Source organism: Streptomyces sp. NPDC058145, from assembly GCF_042884245.1.
GTDB lineage: Bacteria > Actinomycetota > Actinomycetes > Streptomycetales > Streptomycetaceae > Streptomyces.
Genome location: NZ_JBHVUH010000008.1, coordinates 159,652 through 180,157 on the forward strand (window position 1 = coordinate 159,652; position 20,506 = coordinate 180,157).

18 protein-coding genes are annotated in these 20,506 nt (G+C 74.3%); 13 read left to right on the forward strand and 5 right to left on the reverse strand.

Annotated elements, in window-relative coordinates; genetic code table 11:
- Positions 1-44 precede the first annotated feature (44 nt).
- From ACFVVO_RS19660 to ACFVVO_RS19675, 4 genes are all read left to right on the forward strand, one after another.
- The gene (locus ACFVVO_RS19660; protein WP_390056502.1) at positions 45-1,124 is read left to right on the forward strand and encodes a glycine betaine/L-proline ABC transporter ATP-binding protein; all 1,080 of its coding nucleotides are present in this window, start codon (positions 45-47) and stop codon (positions 1,122-1,124) included.
- Entirely contained in the window at positions 1,117-2,928 is a 1,812-nt protein-coding gene (locus tag ACFVVO_RS19665) for an ABC transporter permease/substrate binding protein (protein ID WP_390056504.1), read from the forward strand. Before ACFVVO_RS19660 ends, ACFVVO_RS19665 begins: the two co-directional genes overlap by 8 nt.
- Positions 2,929-3,286: 358 nt before the next feature.
- Entirely contained in the window at positions 3,287-3,859 is a 573-nt protein-coding gene (locus ACFVVO_RS19670; protein ID WP_390056505.1) for a helix-turn-helix domain-containing protein, read from the forward strand.
- Between the two features lie 8 nt (positions 3,860-3,867).
- Positions 3,868-4,587, forward strand: a complete 720-nt coding sequence (locus ACFVVO_RS19675; RefSeq protein WP_390056507.1) for a helical backbone metal receptor — start codon at positions 3,868-3,870, stop codon at positions 4,585-4,587.
- On the opposite strand, the gene ACFVVO_RS19680 is transcribed toward ACFVVO_RS19675, so the two are convergent.
- Positions 4,499-5,656: a TDT family transporter gene (locus ACFVVO_RS19680; RefSeq protein WP_390056508.1), complete on the reverse strand. Its 1,158-nt coding sequence runs from the start codon at positions 5,654-5,656 to the stop codon at positions 4,499-4,501. The genes ACFVVO_RS19675 and ACFVVO_RS19680 overlap by 89 nt on opposite strands.
- A gap of 70 nt (positions 5,657-5,726) precedes the next feature.
- Between ACFVVO_RS19680 and ACFVVO_RS19685 the strand changes: the two genes are divergently transcribed.
- A complete protein-coding gene (locus tag ACFVVO_RS19685) occupies positions 5,727-6,656 on the forward strand; it encodes a LysR family transcriptional regulator (RefSeq protein ID WP_390056510.1) in 930 nt (309 codons plus the stop codon).
- A 30-nt stretch (positions 6,657-6,686) separates the two neighbouring features.
- Here ACFVVO_RS19685 and ACFVVO_RS19690 read toward each other — a convergent pair whose 3' ends face one another.
- Positions 6,687-7,361 carry a gamma-glutamyl-gamma-aminobutyrate hydrolase family protein gene (locus tag ACFVVO_RS19690; RefSeq protein WP_390056881.1) on the reverse strand — a complete coding sequence of 225 codons (675 nt, stop codon included), beginning with the start codon at positions 7,359-7,361 and terminating at the stop codon, positions 6,687-6,689.
- Between the two features lie 67 nt (positions 7,362-7,428).
- Positions 7,429-8,181: a FadR/GntR family transcriptional regulator gene (locus tag ACFVVO_RS19695; RefSeq protein WP_390056512.1), complete on the reverse strand. Its 753-nt coding sequence runs from the start codon at positions 8,179-8,181 to the stop codon at positions 7,429-7,431.
- A gap of 96 nt (positions 8,182-8,277) precedes the next feature.
- Here ACFVVO_RS19695 and ACFVVO_RS19700 point away from each other — a divergent pair, with 96 nt between their 5' ends.
- Genes ACFVVO_RS19700 through ACFVVO_RS19715 form a run of 4 tightly spaced genes read left to right on the forward strand, consistent with a single transcriptional unit; the run spans position 8,278 to position 13,056 of the window.
- Positions 8,278-9,636, forward strand: coding sequence for a glutamine synthetase family protein (locus ACFVVO_RS19700; protein ID WP_390056513.1), 1,359 nt, complete (start codon positions 8,278-8,280; stop codon positions 9,634-9,636).
- 11 nt (positions 9,637-9,647) lie between these two features.
- Positions 9,648-11,021, forward strand: coding sequence for an aldehyde dehydrogenase family protein (locus tag ACFVVO_RS19705; RefSeq protein ID WP_390056515.1), 1,374 nt, complete (start codon positions 9,648-9,650; stop codon positions 11,019-11,021).
- A complete protein-coding gene (locus ACFVVO_RS19710) occupies positions 11,018-11,800 on the forward strand; it encodes a 3-oxoacyl-ACP reductase (protein ID WP_390056516.1) in 783 nt (260 codons plus the stop codon). Before ACFVVO_RS19705 ends, ACFVVO_RS19710 begins: the two co-directional genes overlap by 4 nt.
- 26 nt (positions 11,801-11,826) lie before the next feature.
- Positions 11,827-13,056 carry a haloacid dehalogenase-like hydrolase gene (locus ACFVVO_RS19715; RefSeq protein WP_390056518.1) on the forward strand — a complete coding sequence of 410 codons (1,230 nt, stop codon included), beginning with the start codon at positions 11,827-11,829 and terminating at the stop codon, positions 13,054-13,056.
- A gap of 43 nt (positions 13,057-13,099) precedes the next feature.
- On the opposite strand, the gene ACFVVO_RS19720 is transcribed toward ACFVVO_RS19715, so the two are convergent.
- Positions 13,100-14,302: an amino acid deaminase/aldolase gene (locus tag ACFVVO_RS19720; protein ID WP_390056520.1), complete on the reverse strand. Its 1,203-nt coding sequence runs from the start codon at positions 14,300-14,302 to the stop codon at positions 13,100-13,102.
- 270 nt (positions 14,303-14,572) lie between these two features.
- Here ACFVVO_RS19720 and ACFVVO_RS19725 point away from each other — a divergent pair, with 270 nt between their 5' ends.
- A complete protein-coding gene (locus ACFVVO_RS19725; RefSeq protein WP_390056522.1) occupies positions 14,573-16,468 on the forward strand; it encodes a hypothetical protein in 1,896 nt (631 codons plus the stop codon).
- Positions 16,465-17,670 (forward strand): type VII secretion-associated serine protease mycosin, encoded by a 1,206-nt coding sequence (gene mycP / locus ACFVVO_RS19730; protein ID WP_390056523.1) that lies wholly within the window; start codon positions 16,465-16,467, stop codon positions 17,668-17,670. Before ACFVVO_RS19725 ends, mycP begins: the two co-directional genes overlap by 4 nt.
- A gap of 19 nt (positions 17,671-17,689) precedes the next feature.
- On the opposite strand, the gene ACFVVO_RS19735 is transcribed toward mycP, so the two are convergent.
- Positions 17,690-18,574 carry an NAD(P)H-binding protein gene (locus tag ACFVVO_RS19735; RefSeq protein WP_390056525.1) on the reverse strand — a complete coding sequence of 295 codons (885 nt, stop codon included), beginning with the start codon at positions 18,572-18,574 and terminating at the stop codon, positions 17,690-17,692.
- A gap of 390 nt (positions 18,575-18,964) precedes the next feature.
- Here ACFVVO_RS19735 and ACFVVO_RS19740 point away from each other — a divergent pair, with 390 nt between their 5' ends.
- Positions 18,965-19,867 (forward strand): AfsA-related hotdog domain-containing protein, encoded by a 903-nt coding sequence (locus ACFVVO_RS19740; protein ID WP_390056526.1) that lies wholly within the window; start codon positions 18,965-18,967, stop codon positions 19,865-19,867.
- A complete protein-coding gene (locus tag ACFVVO_RS19745) occupies positions 19,864-20,505 on the forward strand; it encodes a methyltransferase family protein (RefSeq protein WP_390056528.1) in 642 nt (213 codons plus the stop codon). The genes ACFVVO_RS19740 and ACFVVO_RS19745 overlap by 4 nt, the downstream gene beginning before the upstream one ends.
- Position 20,506: the final 1 nt, after the last annotated feature.

Genomic DNA, 20,506 nt, shown 5'->3' on the forward strand with positions numbered 1-20,506 from the left:
GGAGGCGCGGCTTCTGTCATGTACGGCCGAGACGAGAGGCACGCGTGCAACCAAGGCTTGAGGCCGAGCACCTGTTCAAGGTGTTCGGCAGACGACCGGACCAGGCAGTGGAGAAGCTGCGCAAGAGCACCGACCGGGAGGAACTGCGCGCCGACGGCACCACCGCCGCCGTGATCGACGCCTCCTTCCGGGTCGAGGCGGGCGAGATATTCGTCGTCATGGGTCTGTCGGGCTCCGGCAAGTCCACCCTGCTGCGGATGCTCAACGGCCTGCTCGAGCCGACCGCCGGCCGCGTCCGCTTCGACGGCCAGGACCTGACCGGGCTCAGCGACCGTGAACTGCGCGAACTGCGCTCGAAGAAGATCAGCATGGTCTTCCAGCACTTCGCGCTCTTCCCGCACCGCAGCGTCCGTGACAACGCCGCCTACGGCCTGTCCGTGCAGGGCGTGCCCCGCGCCGAGCGCGAGCGTCGCGCCGACGAGGCGCTCGCCCTGTGCGGTCTGGCCGGCTGGGAGGACTCCTGGCCCGACGAGCTGTCCGGCGGCATGCAGCAGCGCGTCGGCCTCGCCCGCGCCCTGGCCACCGACGCGGACCTGCTGCTGATGGACGAGTCCTTCAGCGCCCTGGACCCGCTGATCCGCCGCGACATGCAGGACCAGCTGCTGGAGCTGCAGAAGACCCTGAAGAAGACCATCGTCTTCATCACCCACGACCTCAACGAGGCCATGCGCCTCGGCGACCGCATCGCCGTCATGCGCGACGGCCGGATCGTCCAGACCGGCACCGCCGAGGACATCCTGCTGCGCCCGGCGGACGACTACGTCGCCTCCTTCATCAAGGACGTCGACCGCTCCCGCGTGCTGACCGCCGCCGCGGTGATGGACACCGACGTCCGCGGCGACGAGGCCGACTGCGGCTGCGAGACGGCCGCCCCCGACACGCCCTTCACCGAGCTCTGCGCGATCAGCGCCCGGCTCAGCCACCCCGTCGCCGTCCTGGACGCCGGCCGCGAGCTCGTCGGCGTCGTGCCGCGGCAGCGCCTGGTCGGCCTCCTCGGCGACGAACAGGGCGACCCCACCGCCTGCGACAACGACAACGGCGGAAAGGTGATCGCCCGTGCCTAGGATCCCTCTCGGCGACTGGGTCGACTCCGGTGTCAACTGGCTCGTCGACCACCTGTCCTGGCTCTTCGACGCGATCCGCGCGGTCATGGAGGGCATGTACGACGGCATCGACGCCGTCCTCGCCGCCCCCGAGCCGCTGCTCATGGCCGGCATCCTCGGGGTGATCGCCTGGTGGCTGCGCGGTCTGCTCGGCGGCGTCCTCGCCTTCGCCGGGTTCGCGCTGGTCGACTCGCTGGACCTGTGGGACCGGGCCATGTCCACGCTGGCCCTCGTCCTGGTGGCGACGGTGATCGCCCTGGTGATCTCCATCCCGCTGGGCATCTGGGCCGCCCGCTCCAAGGCGGTCAGCGCGGCCGTGCGGCCCGTCCTGGACCTGCTCCAGACGATGCCGTCGATGGTCCTGCTGATCCCCGCGATGCTCTTCTTCGGCCTCGGCACCGCCGCGGGTGTCGTCGCCACCCTGATCTTCGCGCTCGCCCCCGGCGTCCGCATGACCGAGCTGGGCATCCGGCAGGTCGACGCCGAACTGGTCGAGGCCGCGGAGGCGTTCGGCACCACGCCGCGCGACATCCTGTGGCGCGTGCAGCTGCCGCTGGCCCTGCCGACCATCATGGCCGGCGTCAACCAGGTGATCATGCTGGGTCTGTCCATGGTCGTCATCGCCGGCATGGTCGGCACCGGCGGCCTCGGCGGCGCGGTCAACGAGGCCATCGGCCAGCTCGACATCGGCTACGGCTTCGAGGCGGGCGTCGGCATCGTCGTCCTCGCCATCTACCTGGACCGGGTCACCAGCGCCCTCGGCACCCAGCTCTCCCCGCTCGGCCGCAGGGCCGCCGCCAAGACCCGGACGACGACCTGGTCGTACCGTCCGCGCCCGGTGGTCGCCGTCGCCGGTGTGGTCGCTCTCGCGCTCGTCGCGGGCGGTCTGGGCGTCTTCGGCTCCTCCGGCACCTCCGAGGCCTCCGGCACCGACATCGGCCGGGGCAAGGAGATCACCATCGGCTACATCCCCTGGGACGAGGGCATCGCCTCCACGTTCCTGTGGAAGGAGCTCCTGGAGCAGCGCGGCTTCAAGGTGAACACCACCCAGTACGCGGCCGGCCCCCTCTACACCGGTCTCGCCACCGGCCAGCTCGACTTCGAGACCGACTCCTGGCTGCCCACCACGCACGCCGAGTACTGGAAGAAGTACGGCGACAAGCTGGACGACCTCGGCAAGTGGTACGGCCCCACCTCCCTCGAGTTGTCCGTCCCGTCCTACGTGAAGGGCGTGAACTCCCTGGCGGACCTGAAGGACCACGCCTCCGAGTTCGGCGGCAAGATCGTCGGCATCGAGCCCAGCGCCGGCATGATGGGCCTGCTCAAGGACAAGGTCCTCAAGCAGTACGGCCTGCAGGGGGAGTACGAGGTCATCGACGGCTCCACGCCCGCGATGCTCGCCGAGCTCAAGCGCGCCTACGCCAAGAAGCAGCCGGTCGTCGTCACCCTGTGGTCGCCGCACTGGGCGTACAGCGACTACGACCTGAAGAAGCTCAAGGACCCCGCGGGCGCCTGGGGCAAGGGCGACGGGGTGCACACTCTGGCCCGCAAGGGCTTCGCCGCCGACAACCCCGAGGTCGGCGCCTGGCTCAAGAACTTCTCGATGACCGAGAAGCAGCTCACCGGGCTGGAGGCGCAGATCCAGCAGTCCGGCAAGGGCAAGGAGCAGGACGCCGTCCGCACCTGGCTGAAGCAGCACCCGGGCCAGGCCGACAAGTGGGCGCCGATCGACCGCAAGGGCCACGAGAGCCAGGCGGCCGGGTGACCTGACCGTCCCGACCGCCCCTCGCGGCGTTCCCGGGTCCGGCGCGGCTTCGTGGCTTCCCGGACGCTCCCCGGATCATCCACGGTAAGGATCCGGCCAACCACGGAGAGTCACGAAGGTCGCTCCGGCGGAACATCGGGGGCCGTCCGGGCCTTGCAACAAGGGAGACCCCTCCCGCACCGCGAGCCGTCGCACTGGCGTGAACCGTGGGGGTGCGGGCCCACCGGCGTGTCGGGGATGTGACAGGCGCGTGAAACGGTTTGCCGAACATGCGTAGGGTGCAGACAACTCCTCAGGGGACCGCCCGGCGACGGGCGTCCGGCCGGCGGCACGACGAGTGAAGGAGGGAGCCGGAGCGATGGGCGACCACAAAGAGCAGCAGCCCGTGCGGGTGGGCGCGGCCGTACGGCGGCGGCGTCGCACGCTGGAGCTCACCCTCGCCGTCGTGGCCGAGCGCACCGGCCTCTCGGTGCCCTTCCTCAGCCAGGTAGAGAACGACAAGGCCCGCCCGAGCCGCGGCTCCCTGGAGAAGCTGGCCGACGCCCTGCGCACCACGGCGGTGGAACTCCTCGCCGCCGCCGACCCGGCGGCCAGCGTGGACGTCGTACGCGCCGAGCCCGTCACCGAGTCGGACCTCCTGCCCCGTACCCGCTCCCTGGTGCGCGGCCACCACCAGTTGCACGCCTCGGAGTTCACCGGCGACCACGAAGCCGGGCGCGAGTTCCAGCACCGCAACGACGAGTTGATGTACGTCGCCGACGGCGCCGTCGAGATCGAGGCCGAGGGCCGCGCCTACCGCCTGGGCCGCGGCGACACCCTGTACCTGACCGGTGGGGTCCGCCACCGCTGGCGCGCGACGGTCCCGGACACCCGGGTGATCGTGGTGGCGGTCGCCGAGCACATCGAGGCCGTGCAGGACCGGGCGCGCTAGGACCCGTGGTGCGCGTGGTCTCCCTGGTGCCCTCGCTGACCGAGGCGGTGGCCGGGACGCTGCCCGGGGTGCTCGCCGGCGTCACCGACTGGTGCACTCACCCGCCGGATCTCGGCGCCGTCCGGATCGGCGGCACCAAGAACCCGGCCGTCGAGCGGATCCTCGCCCTCGCCCCCGACCTGGTGATCGCCAACGAGGAGGAGAACCGCGCCCCCGACCTGGACGCCCTGCGCACGGCGGGTCTCGAGGTGCTGGTCACCGAGGTGCGGACGGTGCCCCAGGCGTTCCGCGAGCTGGACCGGGTGCTGACGGCGTGCGGCGCCCCGGCCCGGCCCGGCTGGCTGGACGAGGCGGAGGCGGCCTGGGCGGACCTGCCCGAACCCCCGGCCCGGACGACGGCGGTCGTGCCCGTCTGGCGCCGCCCCTGGATGGTGCTGGGCCGGGACACCTTCGCGGGCGACGTGCTGGCCCGCCTCGGCGTGCACCACCTGTACGTCGGCCACCCCGACCGCTACCCCCGGGTTCCCCTGGTGGAGCTGCTGGCGGCGGACCCGGACCTGGTCGTCCTGCCGGACGAGCCCTACCGCTTCACCGCCGGGGACGGCCCCGAGGCCTTTCCGGGCCTGCGCTGCGCACTGGTCAGCGGACGCCATCTGACCTGGTACGGGCCGTCGCTGGCCGAGGCGCCGCGGGTACTGGGCGGGGCGCTTCGGGCAGCTCACCGCTGAGCAGCCCCCGTACCGTCCCCGACGCGGCCGCCAGCCACGCGACGGCCAGCAGGCCGTAAAGACCGGTGGCCAGCGCGTCGTAGACCCCGAGCCCGGTGTGCCCCGCGAGGGAGGCGGCGCCGGTGACGCAGGTGCCCACCGGGAAGGTGAACGCCCACCAGGTCATCGAGAAGCCCATGCCCCGCCGCCGGGCCCGCACCACGTGCGCCGAGGCGAGCGCCAGCCACAGCAGCGCGAACCCCATGACCGGCACCCCGTACAGCACGGCGAACACACCGAGGCCACGGTCGTAGGGCGCCGGTACGACCCCGGGGGCCGCGTCCGCGATCAGGCCGACGGCGGTGGTGGACTGCCCGAGCGGGCCGAGGACCAGGAACAGGCCCGGGGTGAGCGCGAGCGGCAGCGGGCCGGAGACGAGCGGCCGGGCGAAGACCAGCGGCAGTGTCGCCAGCGTCGCCAGCAGGCTCAGCCCGAACATCGCGAAGCACCCCAGCAGCAGGGTCTCCCGCGGCTGCCCCGGCGGCAGCAGCGGCACGAGCCGCGGGCCGACGGCGGCGGAGACCATCGGCGCGACGAGCGGCAGCAGCCAGACCGGGCCGGCCTCGCGGGGATCGCCCCGGTGGTGCGCGGCCATCAGGTACGGCACGGCGACGGCGGCGGCGAGCCCCACCGCCGTACCGGTGGTGAACAGGACCGCGTCGAGCGTGAGCGCGGGGCCGGTGCCGATCCAGTCCCGGCCGACCGTCGCCGCACCGCCGCCCACCGCCAGCAGGGCCATGGACAGACACCCGTAGAACGGAGCCACGGCCGGGTCCAGGAGGTGGGCGCGGGCCCGGTCGCGGTGGTGCGTCCAGTGCCGGGCGCGGGCGGCCAGCAGGGCCACCAGCAGGACGAGGGACAGCGCCCACCACGCGGTGCACACGCCGCGCAGCCCGGGGACGTGCACGGGGAGCGCGGCACCGGCCGTGCCGACGACCGAGGTTCCCATGACGGAGGAGTACCAGTTGGGGCCGAGGTGCCGGACCCTGACGGCACGCGCGGTGGGCAGGGGGTGGGCTGCGATGACCATGACCGAACGATCCCGCCGCCGGCCCCGGCCGACCAGGGAGTCCGGGTGTATGGGGGCATAAGCTGGTCTTATGAGCGAGCGGAACGCGACGGACGACGGCCTGCCCGGCGGCTCGCTGGCGCACCGGGTGCCCGACCTCGGCGCGCTGGAGCTGCTGCTGGCCGTGGCGCGGCTGGGCAGCCTCGGCGCGGCGGCACGGGAGGTGGGCATCACCCAGCCGGCCGCCAGCAGCCGTCTGCGCTCCATGGAGCGGCAGCTCGGCGTGGCCCTGGTCGACCGCTCACCGCGCGGTTCCCGGCTCACGGACGCGGGCGCCCTGGTGACGGACTGGGCCCGGCGGGTGGTGGAGGCGGCGGCGGCCTTCGACGCGGGCGCGCGGGCGCTGCGCGACCGGCGGGACTCCCGGCTGCGGGTCGCGGCGAGCATGACCATCGCCGAGTACCTGCTCCCGGGCTGGCTGCTCGCCCTGCACGCCGAGCGGCCCGACACCGCGGTGTCCCTGCTCGCGGGCAACTCGGCGAAGGTCGCGGAACTCCTCCTCGACGGCGAGGCGGACCTGGGCTTCGTGGAGGGCCTGACGATTCCCGCGGGCCTGGACTCGGCGGTGATCGCCCGGGACCGTCTGATCGTCGTCACGGCACCCGGCCACCCCTGGGCCCGCCGCCGGCGTCCGGTCACCCCCTCGGAACTGGCGGCCACCCCGCTGATCCTGCGCGAACGCGGCTCCGGCACCCGTCAGGTGCTGGACACGGCACTCGGCGGCCTCGCCCGGCCGCTGATCGAGCTCTCCTCCACCACGGCGGTGAAGGCCTCGGCGGTGAGCGGCGCCGGCCCGTCGGTGCTGAGCGAACTGGCGGTGGGGGAGGAGCTGGCGATGCGGCGCCTGGTGCGCATCCCGGTCGAGGGCGTCGCCCTGCGCCGCGACCTGCGCGCGGTATGGCCGACGGGACACCGGCCCACCGGACCGGCACGGGAACTGCTGTCGCTGACGCGGGGCTAGGGTCTTCCGTTCGGCTCGGGCCGGGCGGGCTCAGGACGTGGCGGCCCGTACCAGCGCCCGCATGACCCGGGTGTCGTCCCCCATCTCCGGATGCCACTGGACCCCGAGCACCCACCCCTCCTGCGGCGGCAGCTCGAGCGCCTCCACGGTCCCGTCCGCCGCGTGCGCGGAGGGCAGCAACCCCTCACCGAGCCGCTCCACCGCCTGATGGTGGTACGTCGGCACGGTCACCTCCTCCGGGACGATCCCGGCGTACAGGGTCCCCGGCACGGGCTTCACCGGATGCCCCCCGAAGACGCCGACCAGCTCCGCGTGCCCGTCCAGGTGCTGCACGAGCGTGCCGCCGCGGGCGACGTTCAGGAGCTGCATGCCCCGGCAGATCCCCAGCAGCGGCACCCGGGCGGCCAACGCCGCCTCGATCAGGGCCAGTTCCCAGGCGTCCCGTTCCGGCGCGGGCGGCCCCGTACGGGGGGACCGCTCGGCGCCGTAGCACGCCGGGTCGACGTCCGGGCCGCCCGCGACGACCAGCCCGTCCAGCCGGGCCACCAGGCCGGCGGCCCGCGCGGGCTCGTCCGGCGGCAGCATGGCGGCCAGAGCGCCGGCCCGCTGCACCAGCCGCGGATACGCGGCCGGCAGCAGCGCGGCCGTCAGTTCCCACACCCCCCACCGCGCACCCGGCTCCAGATACGTACTCACACCGATCAGCGGCCGCACCGTCCCACCGCCCTTCCCGAAGCGCAAAGGTCCACCCGCGTACCTTTGCAGAGCCCGGTCATGCCAGAAACCCCCGCAGCAGCGCCGCCGTGCCCGCGCAGTGCTCGCGCATCATCTCCCGCGCCCCGTCCGCGTCCCCGTCCAGCACCGCCTCGACCAGCGCGGTGTGCTGCCGCTGCGAGTGCTCCAGGTTGCGCACCAGCAGCGGGATGCAGTCCAGCAGTTCGTTGACGCTCGCCCGCACCGCCGCGTACCGGGCGGCCAGCGACGGGGAACCGCACAGCTCGGCCAGCGTGAGGTGCAGCAGTGTGTCCCGCCGCCGGTAGTCGGCGAGCGGGGCCTCGTGGGTGCGGTGCAGGTCCTCGCGCAGCCGCCCGGCCTGCTCCGGGGTCAGTCCGTGCGCCGCGCACAGCCCCGCCGCGCCCACCTCCAGCACCTCGCGGAAGCGCAGCACGTCCTCGATGTCCACCTCGGCGATCCGCCGCCGCAGCTCGTCCCCGCCGCCCGCGTCCGCGCGCGGCAGCACGAACGTCCCGCCGTACCGTCCGCGCCGCGACTCCACGAGTCCCTGGTCCTGCAGCACCTTCAGCACCTCGCGCAGCGTCACCCGGCTGATGCCGAGCCGCTCCGCCAGCTCCCGTTCGGCGGGCAGCCGCTCACCGCCCGGCACCAGGCCGAGCCGTACCACCTGGAGGATCTGCTCCAGCGCCTCCTCGAAGCCGTTGCCCGCCCGCACCGGCCGCAGCACCGGAGCGAGCAGGTCGTCCGCCGCCCGCGCCTGTTCCCCCCGTGCGTCCGTTTCCCGCGGCATCCGGTCGTGCCCCCTTCCCAGGCAATGGTTCTGCGCAATACCTTATGGCTCCCGGTCCGGCCGAAAAAGTGCCGAACAGCCGAAGGAGGATCTCCCGTGGCAGACCGCACACCCCCACTGAGCGTCGAGGAGCTGCGCGCACTCGTCGCCGGCGGTGAGATCGACACGGTCGTCCTGGCCTTCCCCGACATGCAGGGGCGGCTGCAGGGCAAGCGGTTCGCCGCCCGCTTCTTCCTCGACGAGGTCCTGCACCACGGCACCGAGGGCTGCAACTACCTCCTCGCCGTGGACACCGAGATGAACACGGTCGACGGCTACGCGATGTCCTCCTGGGACCGCGGCTACGGCGACTTCGCCATGCACCCGGACCTCGCCACCCTGCGCCGCGTCCCCTGGCACCCCGGCACCGCCCTGCTCGTCGCCGACCTCGCCTGGAACGACGGCGCCCCGGTCGTCGCCGCGCCCCGCCAGGTCCTGCGCCGCCAGCTCGAGCGGCTCGCCGAGCTCGGCCACACCGCCCAGGTCGGCACCGAGCTGGAGTTCATCGTCTTCAAGGACAGCTACGAACAGGCCTGGGACGCGAACTACCAGGGCCTCACCCCGGCCAACCAGTACAACGTCGACTACTCCATCCTCGGCACCGGGCGCGTCGAGCCCCTGCTGCGCCGCCTGCGCAACGACATGGCGGGCGCCGGCCTCACCGTGGAGTCCGCCAAGGGCGAGTGCAACCCGGGCCAGCACGAGATCGCCTTCCGCTACGACGAGGCCCTCGTCACCTGCGACCAGCACGCCCTGTACAAGACCGGGGCCAAGGAGATCGCCGCCCAGGAAGGCGTCTCGATCACCTTCATGGCCAAGTACGACGAGCGCGAGGGCAACTCCTGCCACATCCATCTCTCGCTCGCCGACGCCGACGGGAACAACGCCATGGCCGGCCCGGACGGAATGTCCGACGTGATGCGGTACTTCCTCGCCGGGCAACTCGCCGCCCTGCGCGACTTCTCCCTCCTCTACGCCCCCAACATCAACTCCTACAAGCGGTTCCAGCCCGGCTCCTTCGCCCCGACCGCCGTCGCCTGGGGTCACGACAACCGCACCTGCGCCCTGCGCGTGGTCGGCCACGGCCGCTCCCTGCGCTTCGAGAACCGCCTCCCCGGCGGCGACGTCAACCCCTACCTCGCCGTCGCCGGACTGGTCGCGGCCGGCCTGTACGGCGTCGAGCAGCGTCTCGAACTGCCCGAGCCCTGCCCCGGCAACGCCTACGCCGCGGACTTCGAGCACGTGCCGACCACCCTGCGCGAGGCCGCCGAGCTCTGGGAGAACAGCCCCGTGGCCAAGGCCGCCTTCGGCGACGAGGTCGTGGCTCACTACCTGAACATGGCCCGCGTCGAACTGGCCGCCTTCGACGCCGCGGTCACCGACTGGGAACTGCGCCGCTCCTTCGAACGCCTGTGAAAGGTCCTCACGTGTCCGACCCGCACGAGCTGAAGGTCCTCAACCCCGCCACCGAAGAGGTCGTCGCCACCGTCCCCGCCGCCGGCGCGCCGGACGTGGACGCCGCCGTCGAACGGGCCGCGCGCGTCCAGCCGAAGTGGGCCGCGCTCCCGCCCGCCGACCGGGCCCGGCTGCTGCGCCGCTTCGCCGACACCGTGGACGGCCACATCGAGGAACTGGCCCGGCTGGAGGTCCGCGAGGCCGGGCACACCATCGGAAATGCCCGCTGGGAGGCCGGCAACGCCCGCGACCTGCTGCTGTACGCGGCCGGCGGCACCGAGCGCCTCCTCGGCAGCCAGATCCCGGCGCCCGGCGGCTGGAACGTCACCTTCCACGAACCCCTCGGCGTCATCGGGGTGATCGCCCCCTGGAACTTCCCCATGCCCATCGCCGCCTGGGGCTCCTTCCCGGCGCTCGCCGCGGGCAACGCCGTCGTCCTCAAGCCCGCCGAGACCACCCCGCTCACCGCCCTCCGCCTCGCCGAACTCGCCCTGGAGGCGGGCCTTCCCGAGTACCTCTTCCAGGTGCTGCCCGGTCACGGCCACACCGCCGGACGCGCACTGGTCGACCACCCGGACGTCGCCAAGATCGTGTTCACCGGCTCCACCGACACCGGCCGTGAGGTCATGGAGCGCTGCGCCCGGCTGGTCAAGCCGGTCACCCTGGAACTCGGCGGCAAAAGCCCGAACGTCGTCTTCGCCGACGCCGACCTCGAGGCCGCCCTCGACCCCTTCTCCTTCCTGGACAACGCCGGCCAGGACTGCTGCGCCCGCACCCGCGTCCTGGTCCAGGAATCGGTGTACGAGGAGGCCCGTGACCTCCTGGCCGGCGCGCTGGCCTCCGTGGTCGTGGGCGACCCGGCCGACGAGAAGACCCGGATGGGCCCGCTGATCTCCCGCCGGCAACTCGACCGCGTACGGTCGTACGTCCCCGAGGACGCCCCCGCGCTGCGCGGCGTCGCCCCCGACGGCCCCGGCTTCTGGTTCCCGCCGACCGTGCTCACCGGCGAACGGCCCGATTCCCCGGCGGCCCGCGAGGAGATCTTCGGGCCGGTCGCCGTCCTGCTGCCCTTCACCGACGAGGAGGACGCGGTCCGCCTCGCCAACGACACCCCCTACGGCCTGTCCGGCTCCCTCTGGACCCGGGACATCGGCCGCGCCCTGCGCGTCTCACGGGCCGTCCGCGCGGGCAACCTGTCCGTCAACTCCCACTCCAGCGTCCGCTACTGGACCCCGTTCGGCGGCTTCAAGCAGTCCGGACTCGGCCGCGAACTCGGCCCCGACGCCCTGACCGCCTTCACCGAGACCAAGAACGTCTTCATCAGCACGGAGGGCCCCGCACAGTGAACGCAGAACACGTCTGCCGCCGCCTGGTCGGCCGTACCGCCGTCGTCACCGGAGCCGGCAGCGGCATCGGCCTCGCCAGCGCCCGCCGGCTCGCCTCCGAAGGTGCCCACGTCGTCTGCGGCGACGTAGACGAGGCGCGCGGCAAGGCCGCCGCCGACGAGACCGGCGGGCTCTTCGTGAAGGTCGACGTCACCGACCCCGGGCAGGTCGAGGCGTTGTTCGCGGCGGCCCACGACACCTACGGCAGCGTCGACGTCGCCTTCAACAACGCCGGCATCTCCCCGCCCGACGACGACTCCATCCTGGACACCGGCCTGGAGGCCTGGAAGCGCGTCCAGGAGGTCAACCTCACCTCCGTCTACCTGTGCTGCAAGGCCGCCATCCCGTACATGCGGCGCCAGGGCCGGGGCTCCATCATCAACACGGCCTCCTTCGTGGCCCGGATGGGAGCGGCCACCTCGCAGATCTCGTACACCGCCTCCAAGGGCGGCGTGCTCGCGATGTCCCGTGAGCTGGGCGTGCAGTTCGCCCGGGAGGGGATCAGGGTCAACGCCCTGTGCCCGGGCCCGGTCGACACCCCGCTGCTGCGGGAGCTGTTCGCCAAGGACCCGGAGCGCGCGGCGCGCCGCCTGGTGCACATCCCGGTCGGACGGTTCGCCCGGGCCGAGGAGATCGCCGCCGCCGTCGCCTTCCTGGCCAGCGACGACTCCTCCTTCGTCAACGCCACCGACTTCCTGGTGGACGGCGGGATCTCGGGCGCGTACGTCACTCCCCTATAAGGGGCAAAGGTGTACGGTCCGCGCATATGCGACTACTTCTCGCGTGGACCCTGGCAGCGGCCGCCGCCCTGGCGGCCGCGCCCACCGCGCCGGCGGCGCGGCCCGGCTGCCCCCGGCTGACCACCTCCTGGCACGGCGACAACCGGGCCCGTCTGCAACGCGTCATCGACGCCCGCGGCACCTGCTCCGGGCACACCGGCGCGGTCGCCGCGTTCGACTGGGACAACACGGTCACCAAGAACGACGTCACCGACGCCACCCTCTCCTGGGCCCTGCGCCACGACCGCCTGCCGCGTCCCGCCCGCTGGAAGGACACCAGCGCCTGGCTGACCGAGGCCGCCGACCTGGCCCTGACGGCCGCCTGCGGCACCGGGGCGGGCGCACCCCTGAGGACCTCGGCGGAGCCGCGCTGCACGGACGAGATCCTCCAGATCCGCGAGAACGCCACCACCACGAGCGGCGCCCGCGCCTTCGCGGGCCACTGGAACCGCCGCCGCACGGTCCCGCAGTACGCCTGGATCCCGCAGCTCTTCGCCGGCCGCACCCCCGCCGAACTCGCCTCCTACGCCCGCGCCGCCCGCCGCGAGGCCCTGGCCGCGCCGATCGGCGCGACCCGCACCCTCGGCACCCGCACCGTCCCCGCCTACGTCCGGCACTACGCCCAGCAGCGCGACCTCATCCGCACCCTGCACCGGGCCGGATTCCGGGTCTACGTCGTCTCGGCGGGCGCCGAGCCCATCACCGAGGTGTGGTCGAGGGGCGTCGGCGTGGACGCGGCGCACACGATCGCCATCCGCCCGGTCCTGGACCGCCGGGGCCGGATCACCACCCGGAACGAGGGCTGCGGCGGCGTCCCGGCGACCCGGGGAGCGGTGATCCCCTACATCGACGGCAAACGCTGCTGGATCAACCAGGAGGTCTACGGCGTTCGGGGCGCCGCGGCCTGGCAGCGGCAGCCCTGGCAGCGGCGGCCCGCCCTCGCGGCCGGCGACGCCGACACCGACGTCACCTTCGTCGGCGACGCCACCGGCGCCCACCTCGTGATCGACCGCGACAAGCCGGAACTGATGTGCCGGGCCTACGACGACGCCGACCGGCGCTGGCTGGTGAACCCCATGTTCATCGACCCGCTGCCGCGCCGGACCGAGCCGTACCCGTGCTCGACCACCGCCTACACCGCGCCCGACGGCACGCCCGGACCGCTCCGGCGCGCCGACGGCTCGGTGGTGCCGGACCAGGCCGACCGGATTCCCTGAGCGTCCGACGGGCGCGGCTCAGGGCGTCGTTCACGGGCGTGGCTCACAGGAAGGTGTGGCCCTCACCGCGATAGGTGGGCACGGCGGCCGTGACCGTGTCGCCCTCGACCAGGTGCAGGACGTCGAACCGCTCGCACAGCTCGCCCGCCTTGGCGTGCCGGAACCACACCTTGTCGCCGATCAGCAGGTCGTCGGCGGGCGAGCCGAGCAGCGGGGTCTGCACCTCGCCCGGACCCTCCTGCGGGTCGTACTCCAGCCCCTCCGGCAGGTACGGCACCGGCAGTCGGTCGGGGCCGGCGGCGCCGGAGGCCGGATAGCCGCCGCCCAGCACGGTGACGACACCCACGCCGGGCCGGCGCACGACGGGCTGTGCGAACAGCGCGGCCGGACGCCCGGTGAAGGACGTGTAGTTGTCGAAGAGCCGGGGCACGTAGAGCCCCGAACCGGCGGCGATCTCGGTGACCGCGTCCTCGGCGGCGGTGTGCTGCACACTGCCCGTCCCGCCGCCGTTGACGAACTCCAGGGCGGGCGCCACGGCGCGTACCGCCCGCACCACCGCCCCGCGCCGCTCGGCCAGCTCCCGCCGCGCGGCGGCCTGCATCAGCCGGATCGCCCGCGAGCGCAGCGGCCGCCCGGCCACCGCGTCCCCGACCCCGGCGACATGGCCCTCGTACGCCATGATCCCCACCAGCCGGAAGCCCGGCCGCCGTGCCACCGTCCGTGCCAGCTCGGCGAGTTGGGCGGGGGAGTGCAGCGGCGAGCGCCGGGCCCCGACCCGCATCCGGCCGCCCAGCAGCCGCAGCGAGGTGTCCAACTCCAGGCAGACGCGCACCACTTCACGGCCGCCGTCACGGGCCGCGTCGATCAGGTCGAGCTGGGCCACGTCGTCCACCATCACGGTGACCGCGCCGGCGAGCTTGGGATCGGCGGCCAGCTCCGCGAAACCCGTCCGGTCGGCGGACGGATAGGCGAGGAGGACGTCGTCGAACCCGGAGCGGGCCAGCCACAGGGACTCGGCGAGGGTGAACGACATGATGCCCTGAAAACCGTCCCTGGCCAGGATCCGCTCCAGCAGGGCCCGGCAGCGCACGGACTTGCTGGCGACCCGGACCGGCTTGCCGCCGGCCCGGCGCAGGAGGTCGTCGGCGTTCGCGTCGAACGCCTCCAGGTCCACGATCGCGAGAGGGGCGTCGAGATGGGCGGTGGCCCGGTCGTAACGGGCCCGGTCGGCGGCGCGCGCAGTCATGACGGAAGCGTGCCAGACAGGATTACCGCAGGGTAGGGGGACGATACGGGCAGATGCCACCGGCTCGCGGACTGGTTCTCGTTCTCTCCCGGACAACCCGTAGAGTGACGCGCACGACGGCGGAACGCTCCCGGCCGCATCACCTGAACCGGGATGCCGGTCCAGCCGTACGGGTATGCGTGCCCGGACGGAGCTTCGCACCGGGCACGGCCGAGGAGCACAGCGGCCCGCTTGCGGAAGACGGCCCGGGCACGAGGAAACGGGGGGTGCATGAGCACGGAAGCGCGCCGCGCCCCGATCCCGCCCCGCCCCGCCACCCAGCCTCAGGGTCACGCCCCGGACACCGCTGCGGCGCCCCCGGGCACCCGAGCGGGTACCCCGACGGCCGGCCCCGCGGACAGCGGCCCGACGGCACCGCAGCCCCGCACGACCGGTCCGGCGTCCACCCCGCCGGGCGACAACGCGGAGCCGGGCGGCCACGGCGGCCAGGGGACGAGCCGCGCCACAGCCGTATCCGCCGCCCAGCCGGGCGCGCGTCGTCCCGAGGCGGTTGCCACCGCTGCCGTGCCCGTCTCCTCGTCGGGCGACGACGCCGACGACGAGGAGCCCTCGGTCTTCGCACCGCGAGCCGCGCGTAATCCGGCCGGCCGGGCGCTGGGGGAGACGCGGCAGGGCGGCGAGAGGTCAGGTGCCGCGAGCGGGGCCGACGGCCCCCGCTTCCCCGCTTTTCCTTCCGCCGCCGTGCCCGGTGACACCGACCCGATGGGCCCGCCTCCGCCGCCGGCCTCCGCCCGTTTCCCCGACGCCCCGCCGAACGCGGCACGCGCGGGGGCGCCGCCCCGCCGGCCGGGCGCTCCGGCGGAGTCCGCGTCGGAGACGACGACGCGGCTGCGGCCGATCCGCTCGGCGCCGGAGCAGCGTCGTTCCGGTTCCGCCGCCTCGGCGGCGGCGCGGCCCGGTGCTCCCGCCGAGTCCGCCTCGGAGACGACGACGCGGCTGCGGCCGGTCCCGTCCGCGCCCGAGCAGCGCCGCTCCGGCTCCGCATCCGGGTCCGCCCCGGTCCGTGGAGGCTCGGTCTCGGCGTCCGGCTCCGACCGCCCGGTCCCCGCGCGGTCCGCCGCTCCCGCCCACCCGGCCCCTACGCAGCCGACCGCTCCCACCCGCCCGGGCGCCGCGCGGCAGCCCGCCCCGGCACCCGGCGCCGCGACCCCGTCGTCCCCGGCGTCGCCGTCCGGATTCCGCGCGCGTGACGGGCGGCCCGCGTGGAGTCCGGGCGACCCCGCGTACCCCGTGAGTCCCGCGCCGGTGTCGCCGGACCCCGTCCTGTCCTGGAGCGCGGGTGGGGCCGCCCGGCCCGTCGTGTCGTTCGGGGAGCCCGAGTACGGTCAACGGCCGCGCACCCGCACCCCGGCGTGGCTGCGGCCCCGCACGGCCGCTGCCGCCGCCTGCCTGGTCCTCGGTCTCGGCCTCATCGGCGGTGCGGTGACCGGGAGTTGGCTCACCGGCGACGGTTCCGACGGCAAGGCCGGCACCGGGTTCAGCGCGGCCGGGACGCTGTGGCACAGCGTGCCCGTGGACCGGCTGTTCCCGCCCACCGTCCAGGGCACCGGCGCCGGCCCCGGCGGCGCCGACCGGACCTGGACGCGGATCGCCGTCGCCCCGGACAGCGGCTGCGCCGACGCCTTCGACCCGCTGCTGCGCAAGGTCCTCGCCCCGGTCGGCTGCCGGCGGCTCCTGCGTGCCACCTACACCGACGCCACCCAGAGCCATGTCACCACCGTGGGCCTGCTGTTCACCAAGGGCGACCTCGCCGCCATGTCCGCGCTCGCGGCCCGCTTCCGCGACGAGCACCTGGACCGGCGCGCCGACCTGATGCCCCGGCCGTACGCCGCCAAGGGCACCGCCGCGGCCCGCTTCGGCGACGGGCAGCGCGCCACCTGGACCGTCTCCGTCCTCACCGACGCCCCCGTCGTCGCCTACGCGGTATCCGGCTGGGCCGACGGCCGTACGGTCGACTCGCCGCAGGCCGCCGCGGACGCCGTACGGTCCGGCGCCGGCTCGGCACCCGCCCAGGCCGGCCTCGGCCAGGAGGCGCAGGGCCTGGCCGACCGCGTCGAACGCCGGCTGCGCCAGACCGCCGGACCGGCCACGGAGAGCCCCTCATGAGGCGAACGGCGCGCCGCGGCCGCCGCCCGCGCGGGACCGGGTCCGCGGTGAGCCTGCTGCTCGCCGGCTCCCTCGTCCTGCTGCCGTCCGCCGCCGCCCACGCCGACGGCATCCGCGCTCAGCAGTGGAGCCTGTCCGCCCTGCGCCTGGACGAGGCCTGGCAGACCACCAGGGGCCGGGGCGTCACCGTCGCCGTGCTGGACACCGGGGTGGAGGCCGACCACCCCGACCTCGCCGGCAACGTCCTGGACGCCAAGGACATGATCGGTTTCGGTGCCGGCCCCGGCGACCGCGACTGGGCCCGGCACGGCACCGCCATGGCCGGCATCATCGCCGGACACGGCCACGGCACCGGACGCACCGCCGGCGTCATGGGCGTCGCCCCCGAGGCGAAGATCCTGCCCGTGCGGGTCATCCTCGAGGACGGCGACTCCGCCCGCGGCAAGGCCCGCACCAACCGGGGCAACGCCCTCGCCGACGGCATCCGCTGGGCCGCCGACCACGGCGCCGACGTCATCAACCTCTCCCTCGGCGACGACTCCGACTCCGCCCATCCGGAGCCGAGCGAGGACGAGGCCGTGCAGTACGCCCTGAAGAAGGGCGTGGTGGTCGTGGCCTCCGCGGGCAACGGCGGCGCCAAGGGCGACCACGTCTCCTACCCGGCCGCCTACCCGGGCGTCATCGCCGCCACCGCCGTCGACCGCTACGGCACCCGCGCCTCCTTCTCCACCCGCCGCTGGTACGCCGCGGTCAGCGCACCCGGCGTGAACGTCGTGATCGCCGACCCCGACCACAAGTACTACGAGGGCTGGGGCACCTCGGCCGCCGCCGCTTACGTCTCGGGCGCGGCGGCACTGGTCAAGGCGGCCCATCCGGGGCTCACCCCGGCCCAGGTCAAGAAGCTCCTGGAGGACACCGCCCGCAACGCCCCGCTGGGCGGCCGGGACGACTCCCGCGGCTTCGGCATGATCGACCCCGCGGCGGCCCTGAAGGCCGCTGCCCGCCTCGAACCCCGGAGCCTGCGCCCGGCGTCGTACGGGGAGAAGTACTTCGGCCCCGGCCCGGACACCCCCAGGGCCACCGGCACCACGGCCGGCTGGGCGGGCCCGCTCGCGGGCGGCACCGGCGCGGTGCTACTGGTGGCCGGTGTGGTCCTGTGGCGGAGCCGGAACCAGGGACGGCAGCGGAACGAGGAGTTCTAGGGCCTGTCGAGGACAGGCCCTAGACCCGCGCGGGCCCGGAGAGCACCGCGGCCGCGGGCACCGGTCCGAACGCCTCCCGGTGATCCGCCGCCCACCGCGCGTACGACCGGGCCGCACGGCCGGTGAGGCGGGTGAAGGACGGGTCCACCGCGGTCTTGCGGCCCCTCGACTGCCGTTCGGCGCCGCGCAGCAGGGCCTCGACCACATGCGGCGGATGACGGCGCGACCAGCGGGCCGCGGCCTGCTCCGCCGTCAGTCCGCGGCACACCAACGGGCGGCCGAGCACCCTGGACAGCTCCCGGGTCTGCCCCACGGCGGAGATCGCCTCCGGGCCGGTGAGCGCGTGGATCCGGCCCTCGTGACCGGGTGAGGTCAGCGCGGCCACCGCGACCTCGGCGATGTCACGGGGATCGACGCAGGCGCTCGGCGCCTCGGGGTGAAGGGCGTGCACCACGCCCTCGGCGCGGATCGAGCCCGCCCACGCCAGCGTGTTCGACATGAACGCGCGCGGGCGCAGCAGCGTCCACTCCAGGCCGCAGGAGCGCAGGAGGTCCTCGCAGTCCCGCTGCCAGCGCGTGATCAGGTCGTCGGCGTCGTCCTCACCGGCCGCGTACGCGGACAGCTTCACCACGTGCCGCACCCCGGCCGCCTCAGCGGCCCGCAGGAAACGCGCGTCGCTGTCGCCGCCGGGATCGCGGGTGACCAGGAACGCCCGGTCCACCCCCGCGAGCGCGCGCAGCAGGGAGCCGTGGTCCTGGTACGAGCCGACGGCCACCTCACCGCCCGGGCCGAGCACCGGCAGCCGGGCCGGGTCTCGGCAGAACACGCGCACCGGGCCGCCCGACGCCAGCGTCCGCGCCACCTCGCCGCCCACCACACCGGTCGCGCCCGTCACCAGAATCATGCGGAGACCTCCCCAGCCGGACCACCGGGACCGGACACGGCCGGCCGCGACACGGCCGGCGACCGCGTCCGGTCCCTCGAAAAGTGAACGGATGACCGATCGTGGTCCGGGCCGCTGACCCGCCGCTGACACGCGGACAACGCTGTCATGCCGGACGCCGCTGCCACCGGCAGGGGTCAGCGGCATGTCAGGTGGCTCGTCAAGACTGCCGCGAACACCGGGCCGACGACGGCCCGCACCGATGCGGCCGGCCACCGGGCCCGGCGCCGCGAACGCGCCCCACGTGGTGGACCGGGGGCCGGGCGGCGTGCCGCCACCGCGAGCGCGGGAACCGACGCCGCGGGCCGGCCCGAGCCGAGCGACAGCACAGTCAGGAATCGAGGAAGACGGATGACCACGCCAACGACCCGAGCCCAGACACGCGTTCAGCAGACCGGCCACGGCCCGGCCGGGGCACCGCGCCCCGCGGCCCGGGGCTACGACGCCGACTCCTGGCTCACCGACCTCACCGTCGACCAGAGCGACCCGTTCTTCTACGACCACCCGCTGGACCACGTCCCCGGCATGCTCCTGGTGTGCGCCATGGCGGACGCCGTCAGCGACCGCGTCGACGTCCCGGCGGGCTCCCGCGTGAAATGGGTCGTCAACTTCCGGGTGATGCCCGAGCTGACCCCGCGCCTGGTGCTCTACGCGGCACCGCCCGAGAACGGCCGCCACACCCTGCGCGTCACCCAGGGCCCGACCGTCGTCTCGGACAGCTGGTTCACCCTCGCCACCGATCCGGAGGGCGACCGGCTCGGCGCGGCGGCCCTACCGCCCGCCCCGGCCGCCGAGCCCGCCCGCGCCTTCCTGGTGCACCGCACCCGCCCGGAGAACGTCATGCTCGGCGAACCCCTCGCCGACGACGGCGTGTTCACCGCTCCGGTCCTGTTACCGGAGGCCGGGCACACCCTGGCCGGCTGGCGCCCGGGCCGGCGCTCGGTGAAGTCGGTCGTCGAGGCCGGCCGCCAGTTCGCCACCTGGCTCTCGCACCGGGTCGGCGGCTGGCCGGACGAGGTGCGGATGCTGTGGCTGCGGCTCACCGCCGACCTGCCCGCCGACCTGCCCGCCACGCTCCCGCTGGCGCTGCGCTGGCGGCAGACCCGCATGTCCGACGACAAGGCCCGGCTCACCTTCGAGCTGATAGCTGGCGATGGACCGGGCACCCGGATCGGCAGCCTCGTCTACGTCAGCAAGGGCCTGACCCCCGAGGCCTACCGGGCCTTCCGCGCCGGTGCCGGGGCGGCGGCATGAACCAGCGCCTCGTCGTCCTCGTCCTGCGCGCCCTGCTGCCGCTGACCTGCGCCCTGTTCGCCCTCGCCATCGTGCTGCAGCTCACCTCGGACACCGCGGGACCGCACGCGGTGGCCGCCCTGTTCGCGGGCCTCTACGTGCTGTGGATCCTCGCCGAGACCGGCATCACCGTGCGCCACCCCAAGCAGTCCGCCGCCGAGAACAGCACCCTGCTGCCGTACGCCCTGGCCCGGGCCGGTACCGGCGTCTCCGCGGTGCTGTGGCCGCTGCCCTGGCACGCCTGGTCGGCGTGGCTGACCGTGCCGGTCGTGGTGTTCACCGCGTCCGTCGCGCTGCGCCTGACCGCCATCCGCACCCTCGGCCGGTTCTACTCCCACCACGTGGTCCGCTACTCCGACCACTCCATCGTCACCCACGGCCCCTACCGGCAGGTGCGGCACCCCGCGTACACCGGGATGCTGCTGGCCAACGCCGCGTTCGTGGCGTTCTTCTGCAACCCGCTCAGCGTGCTGTTCCTGCTCGCCCTGGCCGCCGTGATCGTGTGGCGGATCCGGGTCGAGGAGCGCGTGCTGTGGGCCGTCCCCGGATACCCGGGATACGCGGGCAGCCGGGCGCGGCTGCTGCCGGGGGTGTGGTAGA